General features: G+C 47.2%; 17 protein-coding genes. 8 read left to right on the top strand and 9 right to left on the bottom strand.

Annotated elements, in window-relative coordinates:
- Window positions 1–38: 38 nt before the first annotated feature.
- Window positions 39–263, bottom strand: coding sequence for a hypothetical protein (locus OXI60_12425; GenBank protein MDE0310614.1), 225 nt, complete (start codon window positions 261–263; stop codon window positions 39–41).
- Between the two features lie 178 nt (window positions 264–441).
- Here OXI60_12425 and OXI60_12420 point away from each other — a divergent pair, with 178 nt between their 5' ends.
- On the top strand, window positions 442–1,335 hold the full coding sequence (locus OXI60_12420) for an NAD(P)-dependent oxidoreductase (GenBank protein MDE0310613.1): 894 nt from the start codon (window positions 442–444) through the stop codon (window positions 1,333–1,335).
- 53 nt (window positions 1,336–1,388) lie between these two features.
- Here the strand turns inward: OXI60_12420 and OXI60_12415 are convergent, their stop codons facing one another.
- Complete coding sequence (locus OXI60_12415; protein MDE0310612.1) at window positions 1,389–2,660, bottom strand: MFS transporter; 1,272 nt, start codon at window positions 2,658–2,660, stop codon at window positions 1,389–1,391.
- A 483-nt stretch (window positions 2,661–3,143) separates the two neighbouring features.
- On the opposite strand from OXI60_12415, the gene OXI60_12410 reads away from it, so the two are divergent.
- From OXI60_12410 to OXI60_12400, 3 genes are all read left to right on the top strand, one after another.
- A complete protein-coding gene (locus tag OXI60_12410; GenBank protein ID MDE0310611.1) occupies window positions 3,144–7,352 on the top strand; it encodes a DEAD/DEAH box helicase in 4,209 nt (1,402 codons plus the stop codon).
- Between the two features lie 474 nt (window positions 7,353–7,826).
- Entirely contained in the window at window positions 7,827–8,198 is a 372-nt protein-coding gene (locus OXI60_12405; protein MDE0310610.1) for a helix-turn-helix transcriptional regulator, read from the top strand.
- A 506-nt stretch (window positions 8,199–8,704) separates the two neighbouring features.
- Entirely contained in the window at window positions 8,705–9,106 is a 402-nt protein-coding gene (locus OXI60_12400) for a cupin domain-containing protein (protein ID MDE0310609.1), read from the top strand.
- 233 nt (window positions 9,107–9,339) lie between these two features.
- On the opposite strand, the gene OXI60_12395 is transcribed toward OXI60_12400, so the two are convergent.
- From OXI60_12395 to OXI60_12385, 3 genes are all read right to left on the bottom strand, one after another.
- Window positions 9,340–9,525 (bottom strand): hypothetical protein, encoded by a 186-nt coding sequence (locus OXI60_12395; protein MDE0310608.1) that lies wholly within the window; start codon window positions 9,523–9,525, stop codon window positions 9,340–9,342.
- Window positions 9,526–9,695: 170 nt separating this feature from the next.
- Complete coding sequence (locus OXI60_12390; protein ID MDE0310607.1) at window positions 9,696–10,601, bottom strand: nucleotidyl transferase AbiEii/AbiGii toxin family protein; 906 nt, start codon at window positions 10,599–10,601, stop codon at window positions 9,696–9,698.
- Window positions 10,594–11,469, bottom strand: a complete 876-nt coding sequence (locus OXI60_12385; protein MDE0310606.1) for a type IV toxin-antitoxin system AbiEi family antitoxin domain-containing protein — start codon at window positions 11,467–11,469, stop codon at window positions 10,594–10,596. Before OXI60_12385 ends, OXI60_12390 begins: the two co-directional genes overlap by 8 nt.
- Window positions 11,470–11,708: 239 nt before the next feature.
- Here OXI60_12385 and OXI60_12380 point away from each other — a divergent pair, with 239 nt between their 5' ends.
- Window positions 11,709–12,257 (top strand): hypothetical protein, encoded by a 549-nt coding sequence (locus tag OXI60_12380; protein MDE0310605.1) that lies wholly within the window; start codon window positions 11,709–11,711, stop codon window positions 12,255–12,257.
- A 379-nt stretch (window positions 12,258–12,636) separates the two neighbouring features.
- Here OXI60_12380 and OXI60_12375 read toward each other — a convergent pair whose 3' ends face one another.
- A complete protein-coding gene (locus OXI60_12375) occupies window positions 12,637–12,861 on the bottom strand; it encodes a DUF2188 domain-containing protein (protein ID MDE0310604.1) in 225 nt (74 codons plus the stop codon).
- A 108-nt stretch (window positions 12,862–12,969) separates the two neighbouring features.
- On the opposite strand from OXI60_12375, the gene OXI60_12370 reads away from it, so the two are divergent.
- From OXI60_12370 to OXI60_12360, 3 genes are all read left to right on the top strand, one after another.
- On the top strand, window positions 12,970–14,061 hold the full coding sequence (locus OXI60_12370; GenBank protein MDE0310603.1) for an XRE family transcriptional regulator: 1,092 nt from the start codon (window positions 12,970–12,972) through the stop codon (window positions 14,059–14,061).
- Window positions 14,045–14,527, top strand: a complete 483-nt coding sequence (locus tag OXI60_12365; GenBank protein ID MDE0310602.1) for a DUF3368 domain-containing protein — start codon at window positions 14,045–14,047, stop codon at window positions 14,525–14,527. Before OXI60_12370 ends, OXI60_12365 begins: the two co-directional genes overlap by 17 nt.
- A gap of 724 nt (window positions 14,528–15,251) precedes the next feature.
- The gene (locus OXI60_12360) at window positions 15,252–15,509 is read left to right on the top strand and encodes a BrnA antitoxin family protein (GenBank protein ID MDE0310601.1); all 258 of its coding nucleotides are present in this window, start codon (window positions 15,252–15,254) and stop codon (window positions 15,507–15,509) included.
- 314 nt (window positions 15,510–15,823) lie between these two features.
- Here the strand turns inward: OXI60_12360 and OXI60_12355 are convergent, their stop codons facing one another.
- From OXI60_12355 to OXI60_12345, 3 genes are all read right to left on the bottom strand, one after another.
- On the bottom strand, window positions 15,824–16,444 hold the full coding sequence (locus tag OXI60_12355) for a hypothetical protein (GenBank protein MDE0310600.1): 621 nt from the start codon (window positions 16,442–16,444) through the stop codon (window positions 15,824–15,826).
- Window positions 16,445–16,536: 92 nt separating this feature from the next.
- Complete coding sequence (locus tag OXI60_12350) at window positions 16,537–16,974, bottom strand: putative addiction module antidote protein (GenBank protein MDE0310599.1); 438 nt, start codon at window positions 16,972–16,974, stop codon at window positions 16,537–16,539.
- Window positions 16,955–17,272, bottom strand: a complete 318-nt coding sequence (locus tag OXI60_12345; GenBank protein MDE0310598.1) for a type II toxin-antitoxin system RelE/ParE family toxin — start codon at window positions 17,270–17,272, stop codon at window positions 16,955–16,957. Before OXI60_12345 ends, OXI60_12350 begins: the two co-directional genes overlap by 20 nt.
- Window positions 17,273–17,503 lie beyond the last annotated feature (231 nt).

Below are 17,503 nucleotides of genomic sequence, written 5' to 3'. Positions count from 1 at the left end.
GCCCCCTTGCGATCGCGAGTCATACCAACGGTTTTCAGTTAACGAAAATGCCTCACCATCAGGCAACCGACAATTTCGTCCTGCAAGGTTGCGACGACGTAGAATCCCAGTCCAGGATTTTCGAACACTGCCTGGACGCCGTTTGAAACTGTTTGCGGGTTGAGTTCGACCTGCTCGGTTTCCGACGCTATGCTGCGTGTGAAGTCTGCCAGTGTTGCTGCATCGTGAACGTCGGCAAGTCTCACTTTGATGGGATATTTCATTGGTTTGCGTGAGTTTTGAAACTGAAAGTCCGATTCGATCAATCATTATAATGGCAGCCAATTGGCTCCGAATTTCCGGTTGATCATCTGACTGAAGAATTTTTTTTCAATCATCGTGGATATGCCGTGATCAGCCTGAAGTTCGGTACACGGTAAAACTGACAGTTAGGAAAGATTAATGGTCTCGAATTCAGATAAAAATGGTGTGAAAACCGCCTTTTTAGGACTTGGTGTGATGGGTTATCCGATGGCTGGCCATCTTGCGGCAAATGGGTATGACGTATGTGTCTACAACCGCACCGCAAGCAAGTCGGAACGGTGGGTCAATGAGCACAACGGCTGTAAAGCAGCAACTCCGGCCGACGCAGTAAAGGATGCAGACTACGTTTTTGCCTGCGTAGGCAATGACAGTGATGTTGAGGAAATCTGCTGTGGTGACAATGGCGCCTATTCCGGAATGAAGTCCGGGGCGGTATTCGTTGATCACACCACCGCATCGGCGCAGATCGCGAAAAAGCTTGCGCAAGTTGCCGCGGATTCCGGACTTCACTTCATAGATGCCCCGGTTTCAGGTGGTCAGGCAGGGGCGGAAAACGGGATTTTGACGGTAATGGCAGGCGGAGACAGTTCAGTCTTTGAATTGGTCGCTCCGATCATGAGCAGCTACGGCAGGGCGGTGACATTGATGGGCCCGGTCGGCAGCGGTCAACTGACCAAGATGGTCAACCAGATTTCCATCGCAGGCTTGCTGCAGGGACTGTCAGAAGCGTTGAACTTCGCGGCAAAAGTAGGCCTGGATGAGAAGCTGGTGCTGGATGTCATATCGAAGGGCGCAGCCCAGTCGTGGCAGATGGAAAATCGTGGCGTGACCATGGTGGATGATCAGTTCGAATTTGGGTTCGCGGTAGACTGGATGCGCAAGGACCTGTCAATCTGTCTCGGCGAGGCGAACAAGGCCGGTGCGAGACTCCCGATCACCGCCCTGGTTGATCAGTTCTATGCAGAGATTCAGGCCATGGGCGGCAACCGCTGGGATACCTCGAGTCTGATCAGACTTTTGAGAAACCCTTAAGTCACAGGAGGACTTAACCGTGGCGACTCGCTGGATTTTGACGAAAGTGGCCGTTACGACTCTTGATTGGACTCGGTGGCGTCGGCCTTTTCATCCATCGGATCATTAGCTTTCTTGTGCCCGGTTTTGCGTTTTATTTGCGTCACGCCATTTCGACCGATGCGGCTGAATTTTTTCTTCTTCGGTGCCTCTCTCACTTTTGTTCGCCAAATGACGAGTGCGGCATAAAGCAATAGAATCGTCGCGGTGAATACAAACAGAAAGTGATAACCGAACAGGTCAACTGCTAACGCCGCCAGTATGGGACCGATTATCGAACCGGTACTGTAAGCGGTGAGCATCCCGGCCGCTGCATGAAGCAATTTGGTTTTATCGACACAGTCGTTCATGTAGGCCAATGCGATCGGGTAGATCGTAAACGAGAACGCTCCGTAAAAGGATGCTGATATCAGAAAGACGATCAGGTTGATCCCTGGTGAGAAGATGACTACAACGGACACGACCCCGCTTGCAAAACACATGATGGTAATTAATTTTCGGCGGTCGAAGTGATCCGATATTCGTCCGATCGGCCACTGCAACAGTCCACCACTGAAGATAAACAATGCCATGAAATATGCGGTGGTGGCTGTTGTCATGCCCAATCCCTGAACATAGACCGGCGCCAGTCCGTATACGGCGGAAGTCGTCAGTCCACAGCAGATGGCCCCCGACACGGCGGTGGGTGAATACGCATAGATCTCACGAAACTTGAAAGCCTGTCGAGCTTTCAGAGCCGGTGCCGGCAACCTGGTCAGAAGTACCGGTGCGAGTGAGAGCGTATAGCCGATGGCAGCAACTGAGAACAACTGGAATCCTGACGCATCCAGAAATGGGATGAACAGCTGGCCGGTTCCTGATGCGAGAAAGTGGGTGATCATGTACATCGAGAGGATCTGTCCCCTTGTCGTCCGCGTTGCCTGAGCATTGATCCAACTTTCGGTAACCATGATAAGACCGGCGATGCAAAAGCCGGTACCGAGCCGAATCGTCAGCCATGCATAGGGATCGACGATCAATGCATGAAGCAGTGCACAGACCGCTCCGTAACCGGCGAATATCGCGTAGGCTCGGCCATACCCGCATCGGGCTACGATGCTGCTGCTGAACTTTGCGCCAAGGTACAGCCCGAGAAAATACACTGCACTGAGACAGCCGATCAGAATGATTGGGAAGTTTTCCTGTTGGGCGCGAAGTGCGAGTAGTGTCAGAAGCATCGAGTTGCCGCTGAAAAGGAATGCGTAGCTGATCAGCAAGGAGGATATTGCGGTTAAGGTGTTGAACAATTGTTTCAATCTCCGGAATAATTCATCGTCAGACCGAGACTCCGGTCTGTCCCGAAAAACAGAGGGTGGTCATGAATACCCAAGGACCCAGAGGACTGTTTATGGAGAGCGTCAATATGATCGACGACCGGAACAGAATAGTCGGTTCGAAGAAAGTTCAAAATGTGGGCACATACACCAAGTTCAATCGCGATGCGAAATTTGGGATAATAAGGCAGACGGACAAATCGAGATACTGACAGCTAGCTGATGAGCCCTTCGCTAAAGCAAAACACTTTTCCACCAGCTGCTTTCCTGCGCCAAGACTTCCATTTGACTTCCCATGGGGTGTGCTGCTGCAAATTATATTTTATGTCTTGCAATTTCAACATCAGACTGGAGAAATTTTTTGCTGTCGGATGATGCATCCAAAGCGAGTGCAGCATGATTCATTCTGTGTATTTTTTGCTTGTGAAGGTGTAAGAATTGGGCGATATCGAACAGTTGGATTTTAGTTTTCATCCGCAAGTCGAAAGGTGGTTCGAAGCAACCTATGACAGTGCTACAGATTGTCAGAAATCGGCTTGGCCTGCGATACAGGACCACCGCAATGTCATTGTCGCCGCACCGACCGGTTCGGGCAAGACACTCGCAGCATTTCTAGCGGTCATCGATGAGCTTGTTCAGCTCGGTGTTGCCCAGGGTGGCGTTCCGGAGGGAACACACGTTGTATATGTCTCTCCGCTCAAGGCGCTGTCGTATGACATCGACAGAAATCTTGAATTGCCGTTGGCGGGAATAAGAGAGCGCCTCGCCGAATCCGGTTTTGGAGACATTCACATTCGAAGCGGTGTTCGTACCGGTGACACGTCACAATCAGAACGCCAGAAAATGGCAAGGAAACCGCCGCATATTCTTGTCACCACACCGGAATCGCTATATCTGCTTCTGACTTCCAAGTCCGGCAGGAAGATGCTGAGTTCGGTAAAGCGTCTGATTGTGGACGAAATCCATTCGCTGGTCAGCAACAAGCGAGGTGCCCACCTCTCACTTTCAGTCGCCCGACTCGAATCCATAGTGTCTGCACCAACCGTGAAAATAGGGTTGTCCGCCACACAGAAACCGATCAATCGGATTGCGTCATACCTGACCGGAAAAGAGCAACATGATTGTGTAATCGTGGATTCGGGTCACATACGCGAGTGGGATCTGAGAATCGAAGTTCCATCACGTCCTCTCGAGTCTGTGATGTCTACAGAGAGCTGGCAGGAAACCTATCGGAAAATTGCAGACCTTGTGGAGCAACACCGGACAACGCTGATTTTCGTCAATACACGTCGTCATGTCGAACGTGCGAGTCGACACCTCGCGGAACTGATCGGAAAGGACCATGTCGGCTCGCATCATGGAAGCCTTTCCAAAGAACATCGATTTGATGTCGAACAGAAATTGAAAAGTGGTTCACTGAAAGTACTCGTCGCGACTGCGTCGCTTGAGATGGGAATTGATATCGGTGACATCGATCTGGTCTGTCAGATCTCGTCACCCCGGTCAATTGCGGTTTTCCTGCAAAGAGTCGGCCGTTCCGGTCATACACTGGAGAAGACTCCGAAAGGGGTGATGTTCCCGACAACAAGAGATGAACTGATTGAAAGCGCTGCACTGTTCAAGGCAGTGGCCGATGGTGAATTGGAGACTCTCGAGATCTGTCATGGCTCATTGGATGCACTGGCTCAGCAGATTGTCAGTGAAGTCAGCGCACGGGATTGGAATATCGATGATCTTTATCAATGCGTTTTGACAGCGTATCCGTATCGAGACATTGCGCTTGATCGTTTTCATGAGATCTTGCAGATGCTGTCCGAAGGGTTCTCGCTTCGACGCGGACGGCGGGGAGCATACCTATATCTCGATGCAGTCAATCGAGTCGTGCGCGCACGGGCTGGCGCCCGTCTTGCCGCAGCGACCAATGCCGGAGTCATACCAGATCAGTTCGATTACGACGTCATCCTGGAACCGGAAGACATTCGGATCGGTACTGTCAACGAGGATTTTGCATTTGAAAGTCTTGTCGGAGACATTTTTCAGTTAGGCAATATGTCGTATCGGATTCGCCGCGTCGAAAAAGGTATTGTCCGAGTTGAGGACGCTCGTGGCCAGCCACCGAATATCCCATTTTGGTTGGGTGATGGCAGGGGGCGTAGTATCGAGTTGAGCGGCGCTGTGTCTGATCTGCGCGGGTATGTAAGTCAATTACTGGATAAAGCTGATTCGGAAGAGATTGTCAGTCTGGTTCAGGCTTACTGCCATATCGATACACATATCTGTGAGCAGATTGTTGAATATCTGGCCGCGGCCAAAAAGGCACTCGGCGTCATCCCGACCCAGAACACAATTGTCTTCGAACGGTTTTTTGATGAGATGAACGATTGGCATCTCGTCATTCACAGTGTATACGGTTCCAGATTGAATCGGGCTTGGGGGCTGGCCCTGAGAAAACGCTTTTGTGTCAGATTCAATTTTGAGTTGCAAGCTGCCGCGTTGGAGGATAACTTTTTGCTGTCGCTCGGTCCGACTCACAGTTTCGCACTGGAGGAGGTGAAAGGGTATGTAAAACGATCAACCGCCACCACGATAGTCAGACAGGCAGTACTTGGTGCGCCTATGTTCGGTGTGCGGTGGCGTTGGGCGGCTAGCGTCGCACTTGCCGTGCTCCGGTTCCGAAACGGAAAGAAGGTTCCACCACCGTTTCAGAGAAACGATTCCGAGGACCTGTTGTCCGTGGTGTTTCCCGATCAACTGGCATGTCAGGAGAACATAGTCGGTCCGGTCGAAATCCCGAGTCATCCCCTGGTCGATCAAACCCTGATGGATTGCACTCACGATCTGATGGACTTGGAAGGATTGGAGTCATTGTTGGAAAGGATAGAAACCGATCAGGTTTCAGTTGTATGCCGTGATCTGAGTGAACCGTCTCCGCTCGCACAGGAGATTTTGACGGCAAAACAATATGCCTTTCTTGATGATGCACCCGCGGAAGAGCGAAGAACACTTGCTGTGCAGTCCCGTCGTTATCTGAGTTCGGCAGATGTGACTGAATATGGCTTGCTGGATGCGCAAGTGATTGAAAAACTCTGTTTTCAGGCGTGGCCTGATCCGGTTAGCGCGGAACAATTACACGATGTGTTGGTTGGCATTGGTTATTTGCATGTCAATGAGGCGTTTCCGAAAACCGGATCGCAACACGGGGAATGGTCCGAAAGTCCTTGGCAGTTGTTCCTTGAACAGTTGGTTGCTGACCACAGGGCCACAAGACTGACGACACCCAACGGTGATGAACTGTGGGTATCTGCGGAAAGACTGGACGAGATGAAGCTCGTGCATCCGCAGTCACAGATTTCTCCGCATATTGAGTCGGCGAGCATTGTGCGCAAGACAATTGCCGACAGCGAAGATGCGCTTGTCTCTGTGATTCGCGGAAGAATGGAAATGGTGGGGCCTGTGACCACCTCGGAAATTGCAAGGTCAATCGATCTTCCGCCCGGTTCTGTCGAGATTGCATTGACCAGACTTGAGTCTGAGGGCAGTGTGATGAGAGGCAGTTTCCGGACAGATTGTGAACCGATGCAATGGTGTGAGCGACACTTTCTGTCGCGTCTTCACAAGTCAACAATTTCGGGCTTGAGAAAACAGATTCAGCCAATCAATATAGATCAATATCTGACCTACCTGGCGAGATGGTCAAGGCTGAGCCCCGACACGATGGGTGAGGGACCGGATGCCCTTGGACAGGTACTCGAGCAGATGGAAGGATACGAGGCGAAGGTCAGGAATTGGGAAGCAGATATTCTGCCCTCCAGAATTTTCGGGTATTCGCCTGAATTGCTCGATCGACTCGCCGCATCTGGCAATATTGTGTGGACGCGGTTGTCCGTGCCGTCGTATCTTAAGACGAGCCCAGAGGGTGGTAGGTATCGAACTCGATATGGCGGGGTAATCAGATCGATTCCGCTCACGTTTCTTCAGCGAAATCGTTTGGGACATTGGAGGGTGCTGACCGATAATCAACGCGAGACGAAACCGTTGCTTTCAGGTATAGCGCAGCAGATTTGGGAGGCTCTGTATGAGTTTGGACCGATGTTCTATTCCGAACTTCTTGAACAGATCAGACAGATGCCTGGTCACTTGGAACAGGGGCTGATTGAGCTGTTTGCGACAGGGAATGCGACTTGCGATCACTACGGGGGAGTTCGAGCCCTACTGGTTCCAGACAAGAGCAGGCGAAATCATTCCAGATTCAGATCGTCCTACAGTTCCGGTGTACATATGTCCGGACGGTGGTCGTTGCTGTTCGGCGCAGCATCGAAGCCGACAGTCAGCATATCTCAACTGGAAGCGAATCAATATGCTGCTGACGTGTTACTAAGAAGATACGGTGTTGTCTTCCGTGCTCTATTGGACAAGGAAGGTAGGTTTTTTCCTGCATGGAGCGAACTTAGGGCAATTTACAGGCGGATGGAAGATCGGGGGGAAATTCGCGGTGGTCGGTTTGTCGACAAAGTAGCTGGCGAGCAATTTGCTCTGCCTGAAGCTGTAAGTGTCATGCGAAGTGTCACGTCACAGCACAGGGCTGACACAAAGACACGGGGCAAGGCTGCGGACGACCCCATGAATATGAGTCAAATAGCCTTGTCAGTGACAAATGTAATTTGATACTCTTCGACACACTGACTTGCTTGGCTAATTGTGACAAATTGATTCTGCAGTTCTCTCTCCACGCCCATCAATTACCACAGTCCCAGGGCCGGAAACTCAACCGTCAAACTCAATTTCCCGCCCATTGCCTCCACATTGCTACGCAAAGTCGACAACGGTAGATCCGCTTCTTGTTTATTTCGAGAAATTCTCCCATCTCATCACGAAATTCTGAAGATCAGGAAGTCGGCATTGAAATCATTCCGAAGGATGCCTAAACATGACGCAGTCCGCGTACATGGTGAATTAGCGAAGTTGACTGAAGATCCGCATAGAAGCGACATCGACGCAGCCAGGCTGCGGAACCGGGAAGGATTTCGAATGAGATCAGGTGACTGGAGCGTCATCTTTGACCGAAGAGATGAAGTTCAAAAAATTGAAGTTTTACGTATCGGTCTTAGACGAGACATATAGAGACAAAAGGAGCAAAAAATGACTATGACACAAGTGATTTTCAACGAAGAAGGTCGACCGGCATTTGCTGTCATTCCATGGCAACTGTATAAACGTTTGAAGGCCTTCGACCCGAACTTCGAGTTAGATGATGGAGAACTTTACGACAGCGCAACTGTTGTCAATGAAGAATCATTTCCGATTGAAGTGGTAGATCGTTTACTGGCTGGCGAAAGCGCTGTCAAAGTGTACCGTGAATATCGCGGAATAACGCAGAAACGGCTTGCCGAACAAATTGGAATAAATGTAGTCTATCTTTCGCAGATTGAAACAGGTAAACGTACTGGGTCTACTACGACATTAGCTAAACTTGCAGATACATTAAATGTTGATCTGGAAGACTTGATTTGAAGAACGGCTGCCGTTGCATGACAGGAACTCTTGACGATCTTGAGGAATTGGCAGTGCGCATGGAACCGGCGCCTCAGCCCTCGAGGCAGTTCGGGCCTGTCGCCGCGCTTACCAGATTGAAGTCGCTGGCATGCGGCGTTGGGCGGCCTTGAGACTGTTGCGGGTGCATCACTGCCTGGTTGTCGTGCGTTGAGCCTTCTGTCGATACCGGTCCCACTTGTTGAGGTTTATACGGTTCTCACAGTGGAATTATGGGATATTCTGCGTTGGACAAGCTGGATACACATCAATCACCTCCACACGAGGACAGACAGCCTTTTCCGATGTTGTCGTCCAAATGCGAATACAATGCGCTCTTGTATTTGAAGAACCTCCCTCGGTAACTTATTCGATTACTGGCCAAGTGTCGATGCAGCCTGAAATTGATTCTCGAGTCATGGCTTAGGCGATTAGTTCAAATACTTAACAAGACAAAATCCCACAACAATTCAAGCAAGAGAAATCATATGAGTAAGCCATCAGTATATCGATTCGATGAAGTCGCTGACCGATTGGAAAATTTGGAAGAAGGCGGCACGTTTATTAAACCCTTTGTGAACACGAAAATGGGTGCGAGCATGGCCGGGGGAGTGAATTTCCTGAACAATGTTTCAGTTCCCTGGGACCTGACCTGTGATGAGTTAATTTTTTGTCATCAGGGTACTTTTCGCCTCGTGGTCGATGGCCAGGACTACGTGCTTAATCCAGGGGACCTGATGTATGTCCCGAAGGACAATCATGTGAAATATGAGGCGGACCAGAAATGTGTCATTTTTTACGCCGCCTATCCGGTAAACTGGAAAGAACTGTCGGGTGTAACTCATGTTCCAGGAATCGACCCCGCTGACATGCCCAAGTCGGATCAGTGAGAGTTATCGTCAAATGTGGTGCGTGACGGGGGGGGGGTGGTTACTCCATTCAACTAAATCATCAATGGGCACACCTAGTACTAGTGATATTCGTCGATAGACAGATAGTGTGCCACGTTTGCGGCGATTCTCAATCCTTGATAGATAACTCTTCGAGAATCCAACTTACTTGGCTAATGACGCTAAATTGATTCCGTAGTTCTCTCTCCACGCTCGCAGCGGCGAGACATCGCTCAAAATTGCTTGACGGTCTCAGCAGGAACAGTTCGACCGTCGCGGTCTTCAAGAATCGCTTGGTCAATGGCGGCATAATCTTCGATATCCCTCAGCTTTGCAATAATCTCTCTATAGGTTTCTATCGGTACCACCGCAAATTGCGGATTTCCATCTTTCTCAATTTGCAAATTTAAATCGTTCATCTATACACTTTTCCTCTTTGTTCAATCTCTGCCACCTGGATGATAGGATGCTGACTTCAGGCACATCAACAAAAATTCCGAATAGACTATTTCTCGAAAATATATTTTTCACCGTTAAGCGTATTGCTTTAACGGCGCGATACGCTGTCCTTTGATGCATAAATACAACGTCAAATAATCGATTCAAGCTGTGCAATGTGGTCGGCGCGTTCTATTTCATCCATCAGCGATAGCTTTTTCATTCTCCATCTAATCGCCGGCAGTGTCCTCACGTGCTTAACTCCAAGCAACGACCAATCGGGATTGCATTTTTGAAAAGTTAACAGGAACTGTCGATGTGCAACCGGCATTTGTCCCACTAATTCGGCAATTAAAGTTTCACGTACCTGAACGAGTTCATCAAGTGCTATAGGATTCTGGACCAACCCGACCAAGCCGCGAGTAAATTCTCTACTAATGTCTCGCCGAGCTGGAGATAGTAGCGTCGCGATGGGACGGTGATGGCTGATCAGATAAACAACGAATGCTATACGCATCTTATCGTCGACACCTTCAGTCAATAGCATATCGCGGATGTCAAACAAATCTCGTGGATGCTGTCGATGGAGTGCTGCGATTAGTTTACCTGCATATAGGTCGGCGATAGATAAGACTTGATTGACGGAAAAACCGAAATTTTCTTCGACTGTTTTTGTAACGCTTCTGTCTGAAGATTCATACACACAACCTCGCAAGACTGGAGTTACTTCAATTTTGATTTGAACATTTCGTTCACGAACATAGAGCTTGTTGATAACGTTCTCTTGCGGAAGTCTTCCTTGGTACACGCGGATCGCCGGAACCGATTCCAAAAGACGATTTTCAATTCTACTCAGTGCAGCATCGATGCTCCTTAGAGACTGACTACGATTTTCCACTGGTAAATAGGTTAAATCAATATCCACGGACAATCTCGGTAAATCCCGAATAAACAGATTGATCGCAGTCCCTCCCTTCAGAGCAAAGCACCTCTCTTCCGCCACATAGGGAAGAATACGCACCAGCAACGCAACCTGCCTCCTGTATTGTTCATCCACGATCTTCTATTCCGCGCGGCACTGTGATCAAATATTTCGGATCCATTCTCCCACCTTTGATGAGCATACGCTTACCGCTACCAAGTTCGACTCCATCTCGGTCAAGTCGTTCAAGCCATAAGTGATTGTGTTGCTCTACAAACCAGAAAAATAAGCGCTTGACTTTGATGCTGCGACATTCTCGTAACACATGCCCCATGCGACTCGGACTGATGTCAACGAGGCTGTCCATCAGCATATTGACCTGCTCAAATGTCTCTCTATCTGGAAGCTCATCTAAAACCTCTAATACGGCTCGCTCTGGTGTAGAGACAAAGATAGGCCAATTCCCTGTACCAAAGTTGAACCAAGTTAAACTACTTGCTTCGTTTGGCAATTTTGATTCTCCATATGGAGGCTCGGTACCAATCTTTTCCAGTTCGCTGAATATTGGAACTTTGGGAAAAAGCTTATTTGCGTTATGAAATACGAAAGTAGTGTCTAGCTGGATTTTATTGAGCCACCCAGGAGTTCCTATGTCGCTGTAAATATGCACTTCTCTTGGTGCTGAATCTGAAACATAATGAGCGTAACCACTAAGTTCAAGCGCTGTACGTCCACCAACTGCGACCGGCAACCTCATCACCAATTGGAGGGAAGCCACTATATGTTGCCAGCTCAATGGGGCGATCGTCTCCTTGGTACCTAGACGATACAACGGTCTTCGGAAAACGCCGCGAACTACCGGCAGCAACCAGCCACTTTCTATGTATCGGTTGCGTAGTGAACTCGGATAGCCAGCGGCGGTCAACCACTTTGCATCCGCGATAAATCCTTCAGGAAGAATTTGATATAAGTGGTTTATCTTTCTTTTATTATGCTTTTTCATAGTGACTATTATAGGTTATCGTCAAACCGAGATTGAGTTTAACAAAATCCTTATAAAGCCACTTATAGTCTACATTTTCGTAGAACTTGAAACCAATAAACTGCTCTCGCTGATTTTCTGAAATTAACAGGTAACGGATATCGGGAGACAAATAGGATGATTGAGAATTCGGATTATTGATTGATAATGTATAGGCTTTTATTTGATGTGCGTCAGCACGCCAAATAAAAGCCTATACATTGCGAGCAGCAGAGTATCACGGTGCCTCACACCAAGCTAGCATGGTATTTCAAGTAATTGCACCGAGGCAATTGCGTCCAATCCAGATCGGACGACATAAAGTCCAGTTTATTTTCCAGTCCCCTCGTCGATTTAAATATGTGAATAAACCCGAATGGTTAGTTCAGATGAAAAGTTCATCAGGGTTTGCCAAGGTTGCCGGCGTAGAACTTACATTATTTGACTGCTCCCGATATTTTCGAAAGACTGCAGGACTAGATTATGTTGCCCAGATTGTAAAGGATATTGGTGGAAGCGCTGACTCAATCAATCTATCTGCACTTGCAACAGCTAATGAAAATACAACATTACGACGACTGGGCTATCTACTGGATAACATGGGTCATCATGACCAAGCGGCTGCACTTTTGCCGTTTGTTAGTCGCGCTAAATCGCTTAAACCACTTGATCCTTCCATTTCAGATCTACCCAACGAATTCGCACTGAAAAATGAAGTGAATTCCAAATGGAAACTCGTCATTAACCAAAAATTAGCGACAGACTATTGATTCCGATATATTTCATTCAGCAGTGGCGCAATCGAGCACCGTGGCCTCAATTCCGACAAGTTGAGCAAGATTTGACCATGTCACGCGCACTTTGTGACCTGTTCATAAATTCTGCTCCGTTTTTTCCTGTGCTAAGCGCAATTCGCAGAGTTTTGGAGGTTGAGCCAAAACTCTCCAGAAGTTCCAAAGTATTGCCCTAATCTCAAAGCCGAATCACCGGCAATAGAACGCCAACCGTTGAGAATCTCAGTGATGCAGTTTGAATTCGAATCGAAAGAGGCTGCAGAAAAGAACTGCCTACATAATGGGTTTGTAGTCAGGGTCGATTGGACAATTTTTAAAGACATTCTGATTAAATTTAGCATCGACCACAATTCATTCATCCTGGTGGTGGAAACGGATCATCTCCATAGGAATCACGTTCGCGAATTCGGCCATCACGCCCGTGGATGTAAAGTTCTGTTTTCTGATTCCGAGCGAACTCACGTGCGACTTTTATAGCTTCTCGCTGAGTATCAAAGTTCCGTGTTACTCGATCAGAAACAGTCTTGCGAACTGCCCATTTATCACCTCTAGGAACGACATGTTGACCTTTTCTACTCATTGCATTACTCCCTAATTTCAATTTACGGCTTTCGCGCAAGTGGGTTTATATAACCGATATTAAGTTATAATATGTAAACCCATCTCAGAACAAACACGGAGGACTGATATGTTTGCTCAACGTTTGCAGCGCGCACGTAAGGCAGCTGGGCTTTCCATGAGTAAACTCGCTGAAGAGGTTGGCGTGTCTGCCAATGCAATAAAGAAGTATGAACACGGCATCAATATGCCGTCGTCAAACAATCTGCTGAAAATGGCAAATGTACTAAACGTACGCACTGAATATTTTTTCCGGCCGGTAGAGGTTGAACTCCATGAAATTGAGTATCGAAAAAAATCCAACCTCCCAAAGAAACTGCTCAATCGATTAACGGCAGATGTGATGAATCAGGCTGAGCGTTGGTCTATGCTACTTGACCTGTATCCGGATACAGACAATCCCATTCCGACATTTTCATTGCCTGCCGATCTTCCCGCAGAGGTGGGTGACCTTGAGGAAATCGAAGATGTTTCCAACCAAATGCGCCAGGCATGGAACCTGGGGTTGGACCCAATACCAGAGCTCGTCACTGCAATGGAGTCCAAAGGCACCATGGTCATCTGTACGCAGGTGGAAGGAGTCAATCGGTTTGACGGACTGGCCGGCCGAATCGGCAATTTTCCAGTTGTTGTATTTTCCAACCATTTAACCGGTGACCGCCAACGCTTTACATTGGCTCATGAACTGGGTCATCTCGTACTGTTCAACCGTTTAGCTGAAAACCTTGATGAAGAGAAGGCATGCAATCGATTCGCCGGCGCGTTTCTTTTGCCGAAGAAAGCCGTTGTGGAAATTATGGGAAAGCACCGACATACGATCGAACCAATTGAACTGTTGCTGCTAAAGCATGAGTTCGGCATCAGTATGACGGCGATCCTTATGCGTTTGGAACAGTGCGGTGTGATATCCGCCAATTTGAAAAAACAGTACTTCATAGAATTCAGCAAGCTAGGCTGGCGAAAAAACGAGCCTGGTGAACCCTATCCTAAGGAAAGTTCATTTCGGTTCAAACAACTCGTATGTCGAGCGTTGGCCGAAGAATACATCGGAGAATCAAAAGCAGCTGAACTACTGGGCATGTCGGTTTATCGATTTCACATGAGTCGAAAACTGGAGGGCAATCTGGAGGGTAGTGTTGGTGTTAATGATCAGCGATGCTAATGTGCTCATTGACTTGGAGGAAGGGGAATTAATTGATCAGTTATTCAAACTGCCGTACGACATTTACTGCCCTGATACATTGTTTTATGAAGAACTTGAAGAGCAGCACCATTCACTATTGGACCTCGGTTTACAGCTCATGGAACTGGATGGTATTACTGTACTGGAAGCACAAAGGCTGATACTTCAATATTCCAAAGTCAGCAATAATGATTGCTTTGCACTCGCCTTGGCAAAGTCAGAAAACTGCCCGTTGTTGTCTGGTGATCAGGCGCTGAGAAAGGCGGCCGATGCAGAGGCGGTGGAAGTATATGGCACAATTTGGATTGTTGAACGCTTGATTCAGCGTAAGATTATTGACATTCATCAAGCAGAAACCGCGTTTAACAGAATGAAAGATTCAAATCGCAGACTACCTTGGAAAGTCTTTGCAGAAACTTTGGACAATCTTTCGTCAAACCAGTGAGCATTGATCACGAATTTTTCCTATGGAATCCATTAACCGTACTTTGATCAACAATTGTTGTCTGGCCCGCTGCTAATCGACTTCACAGTATCAGAATGTGGGGCATTTGCTAAACTTTCAGAACCTGCTTTGGTTGTCGCTCAATGTCAGTTGAGATAAAGAGTTCTTTGCTCTGGGTATGTAGAGTGACGATCGGAAAAAATCTTGCACCAATATGAATGCAGTATTAGTGGAAGATGTTCAGAACTCGGTTGATGTGGGCTCAGTATGACTATCAATTTTTTGGCAGACAACATCAGATAACTGATACCAGAGTTCTTTGGCTGAAAAATTCGCATGTATTGCGATGGTGGGCCCGGTCGCAACGTATCCGAACCTATGGATTTATTCAGTTCAAATGCAAGGTAATTGAATAAGTGGATTCGATTGCAATTCTCTGGTTGACAATTAGGATAACACGGTACCAATAATTGTAATAACATTAATCATTACATGATAATCGAATTTGATGACAACAAGCGCATTACAACACTCCAAGTCAGAGGGCTGGATATGGCTCGTGCACCTGAAATTCTAAACGGTCCTACACTGACTGTCGAAGACCACCGAAAGAACTATGGTGAACATCGATATATTAGCGTTGGTTTTCTTGATGGTGTAATGGTAGTTCTTGTCTGGACGATTCGAAACGATGCATACAGAATTATCAGTCTGAGGAAAGCTAATGAACGGGAAAAACAGCTCTATAGCAAAAGATTTCGATCCTGATACCGCGCCTGATCTATCTAAGGGTAAATGGCCGGAAGAGTTTTCCACCGCGAAAGTTCGTCGTGGACGTCCCTTATCGGATAACCCCAAAGTTTCAACTACGATAAGACTCTCTAAGGAGGTAATCGATCACTTTCGAGCTGATGGTCGCGGCTGGCAAACACGGATCGACGAAGCGCTACGTGATTGGATTAATCAGAATAATGCAGCATAAATGGAATTGCTTGGTTTTGTGTTTGGTGGGCCCGGTTGGAATGTTCCCGAACCAGTGCAATCATCGAATTTTTCGTTAATCTCTTATGATCGCCAAGTCAATAAAATCAACTCTCAAACTCCGACCACGGCAAACCAGATTGTCGAATGATTGACGCTTCGTTTTCAACAGGCTTGGTGTACCTCTACTTTCCAGATAGACCAACGTGATTGCAGAACTCGGTTCAACAATTTTATTTGTCGTGCTTCACACTTCATAAATGGCACGTTTAAAACGATGAATTCAACATTTGACAGCTGTTTACTGGCAAGGGACTATTTCAGAAGCCCTAATCTACGTGCTGATTCGATTGCAAGCATTTCACTTGAATCAAAAAGACAAAAAAATGCATCCAGCCGGTCGATGTAGTGGTGCCACTTATGATGATTCGAGGAACTCTCCCAAGCATGTCGCTTGGTCGACAGCTCGACATCTTCATCGAAATACCCGAAAAAATCCTTCAATGTGTTAATTGGACGATTGCGAGGACTTTCGGGTTGCTGGTTTACATCCGAACCTCGACAATACGCAAGGATACGGAATGGGTTGTCTGTGACAGATTGTTGAAACATGTCTTCTAATCTTTTTGCGAATTCTGGCTTCACTGCATAAATGTCATCATATAAGCAGGCGAGCGAATGAGTCGTTCCAGGATTACTACTCTGAAGTCGAAGCAAGCACTTTAGTCTAAGTTCAAGGGCAATTCCAAGATTGAAGTGACTGGCAGTTTTGAGAGACTCCCAAACCGCGTGTGCTGGCCAACCAGTCGTTCTCCCAACCGGAGAGAGGTCTTCAGGATTGATGCCTAGACGAGCAATTTCCTGCTCCATAAAGTACGCTGCCTGACAGAATGCCCGAGCATCTCCGATTAGTTTCATGTATTGCGCACTGTCCATGTTGTATTTCTGCTTTATCCACTATTTGAGTCACGCCATGGTTTCTTGATGCGGTCCTTATTTTGGACCACCTGATTTTCGCATTCCAATGATTAGAAAATACCTTTCAGCTGTGCCTCTCCGTCTTGCAAACCGAATAAATAGATTTTCCCTTCCGAAGATGGGTAATCATGGTCCCACATCTTTACAAAACCATGCAAATGTGCTTGATCTGGCACGGCAGAAACAGGTTGGAGCTTCATGTCCAAGGCGAGAAGCAGGTTCAGTACTGTTGCAAATCTCGGATTTCCTCTTTGCGAAAGGGCTTTGTACAAGCTTTCCCTGCTCAATCTAGTTTTAGAGGCGAGCTTGGTCATACTGTATGCCTTGGCGATATCGCCTATGGCTGCAACAATTAGTTGAGGGTCACCGTCCTCGAATGCCGCCTCCAAATAAGCGACCGATGCTTCAGTGCTAATCAAGAAATCTTTGGGATTCCATCTGGAAACTTTCTGTCCAATTTCGCTTGCTTCAATGTTTATTCGATTCATGATTTTCCAACTGATAGTCCTTAGCTATTTTTAGTGCTCTTTTGATATCTCTACTTTGAGTGTCTTTAATCCCACCATAGAGGAGAATCGCAGTAGTTTCTGATTGATAAACGTAGTAGACTCGGTATCCTGGACTAAAATGTAATCGAAGTTCATAAACTCCGCTCCCCACTGATTTAACATCACCCGGATTGTCCAAACCAAATCTTCGAATCCGAGCAACCAGTCTTGCTTGCCCTCTAATATCTCTGATTCCTTCAAACCACTTCTTGAAGTGTTCAGTTTGCAGAATTTTCATCAAGCATTAATTGTATCCCACAGGCTACACACAATCAATCAATGTTATGAAACTGACACAACCATTTGTTTGACGACAATCAACTTTATTCGGAATTCGTAATAAAGTTGATTGTCGTTAATATCAAGGTTAGTGTTGACGCTCGACACATAAGATTGGGTGGCTCGACAAAACCCCTGTCACTTCCGATTAAAACTTTACATTTAGTCCGGTTTAAAGTTTCCACTTTGT

This window comes from Acidiferrobacterales bacterium (assembly GCA_028820695.1).
GTDB lineage: Bacteria > Pseudomonadota > Gammaproteobacteria > Arenicellales > JAJDZL01 > JAJDZL01.
This window is presented reverse-complemented; position numbering and strand designations above follow the sequence as displayed.

Bases quoted from the DNA above. Each gene is read 5' to 3' on its own strand.
- OXI60_12365 (MDE0310602.1), top strand. From the start codon at position 14,045: ATGATCAGCGATGCTAATGTGCTCATTGACTTGGAGGAAGGGGAATTA.
- OXI60_12350 (MDE0310599.1), bottom strand. From the start codon at position 16,974: ATGAATCGAATAAACATTGAAGCAAGCGAAATTGGACAGAAAGTTTCC.
- OXI60_12425 (MDE0310614.1), bottom strand. From the start codon at position 263: ATGAAATATCCCATCAAAGTGAGACTTGCCGACGTTCACGATGCAGCA.
- OXI60_12395 (MDE0310608.1), bottom strand. From the start codon at position 9,525: ATGAACGATTTAAATTTGCAAATTGAGAAAGATGGAAATCCGCAATTT.
- OXI60_12375 (MDE0310604.1), bottom strand. From the start codon at position 12,861: ATGAGTAGAAAAGGTCAACATGTCGTTCCTAGAGGTGATAAATGGGCA.
- OXI60_12405 (MDE0310610.1), top strand. From the start codon at position 7,827: ATGACTATGACACAAGTGATTTTCAACGAAGAAGGTCGACCGGCATTT.
- OXI60_12370 (MDE0310603.1), top strand. From the start codon at position 12,970: ATGTTTGCTCAACGTTTGCAGCGCGCACGTAAGGCAGCTGGGCTTTCC.
- OXI60_12355 (MDE0310600.1), bottom strand. From the start codon at position 16,444: ATGGACAGTGCGCAATACATGAAACTAATCGGAGATGCTCGGGCATTC.
- OXI60_12345 (MDE0310598.1), bottom strand. From the start codon at position 17,272: ATGAAAATTCTGCAAACTGAACACTTCAAGAAGTGGTTTGAAGGAATC.
- OXI60_12400 (MDE0310609.1), top strand. From the start codon at position 8,705: ATGAGTAAGCCATCAGTATATCGATTCGATGAAGTCGCTGACCGATTG.
- OXI60_12420 (MDE0310613.1), top strand. From the start codon at position 442: ATGGTCTCGAATTCAGATAAAAATGGTGTGAAAACCGCCTTTTTAGGA.
- OXI60_12385 (MDE0310606.1), bottom strand. From the start codon at position 11,469: ATGAAAAAGCATAATAAAAGAAAGATAAACCACTTATATCAAATTCTT.
- OXI60_12360 (MDE0310601.1), top strand. From the start codon at position 15,252: ATGAACGGGAAAAACAGCTCTATAGCAAAAGATTTCGATCCTGATACC.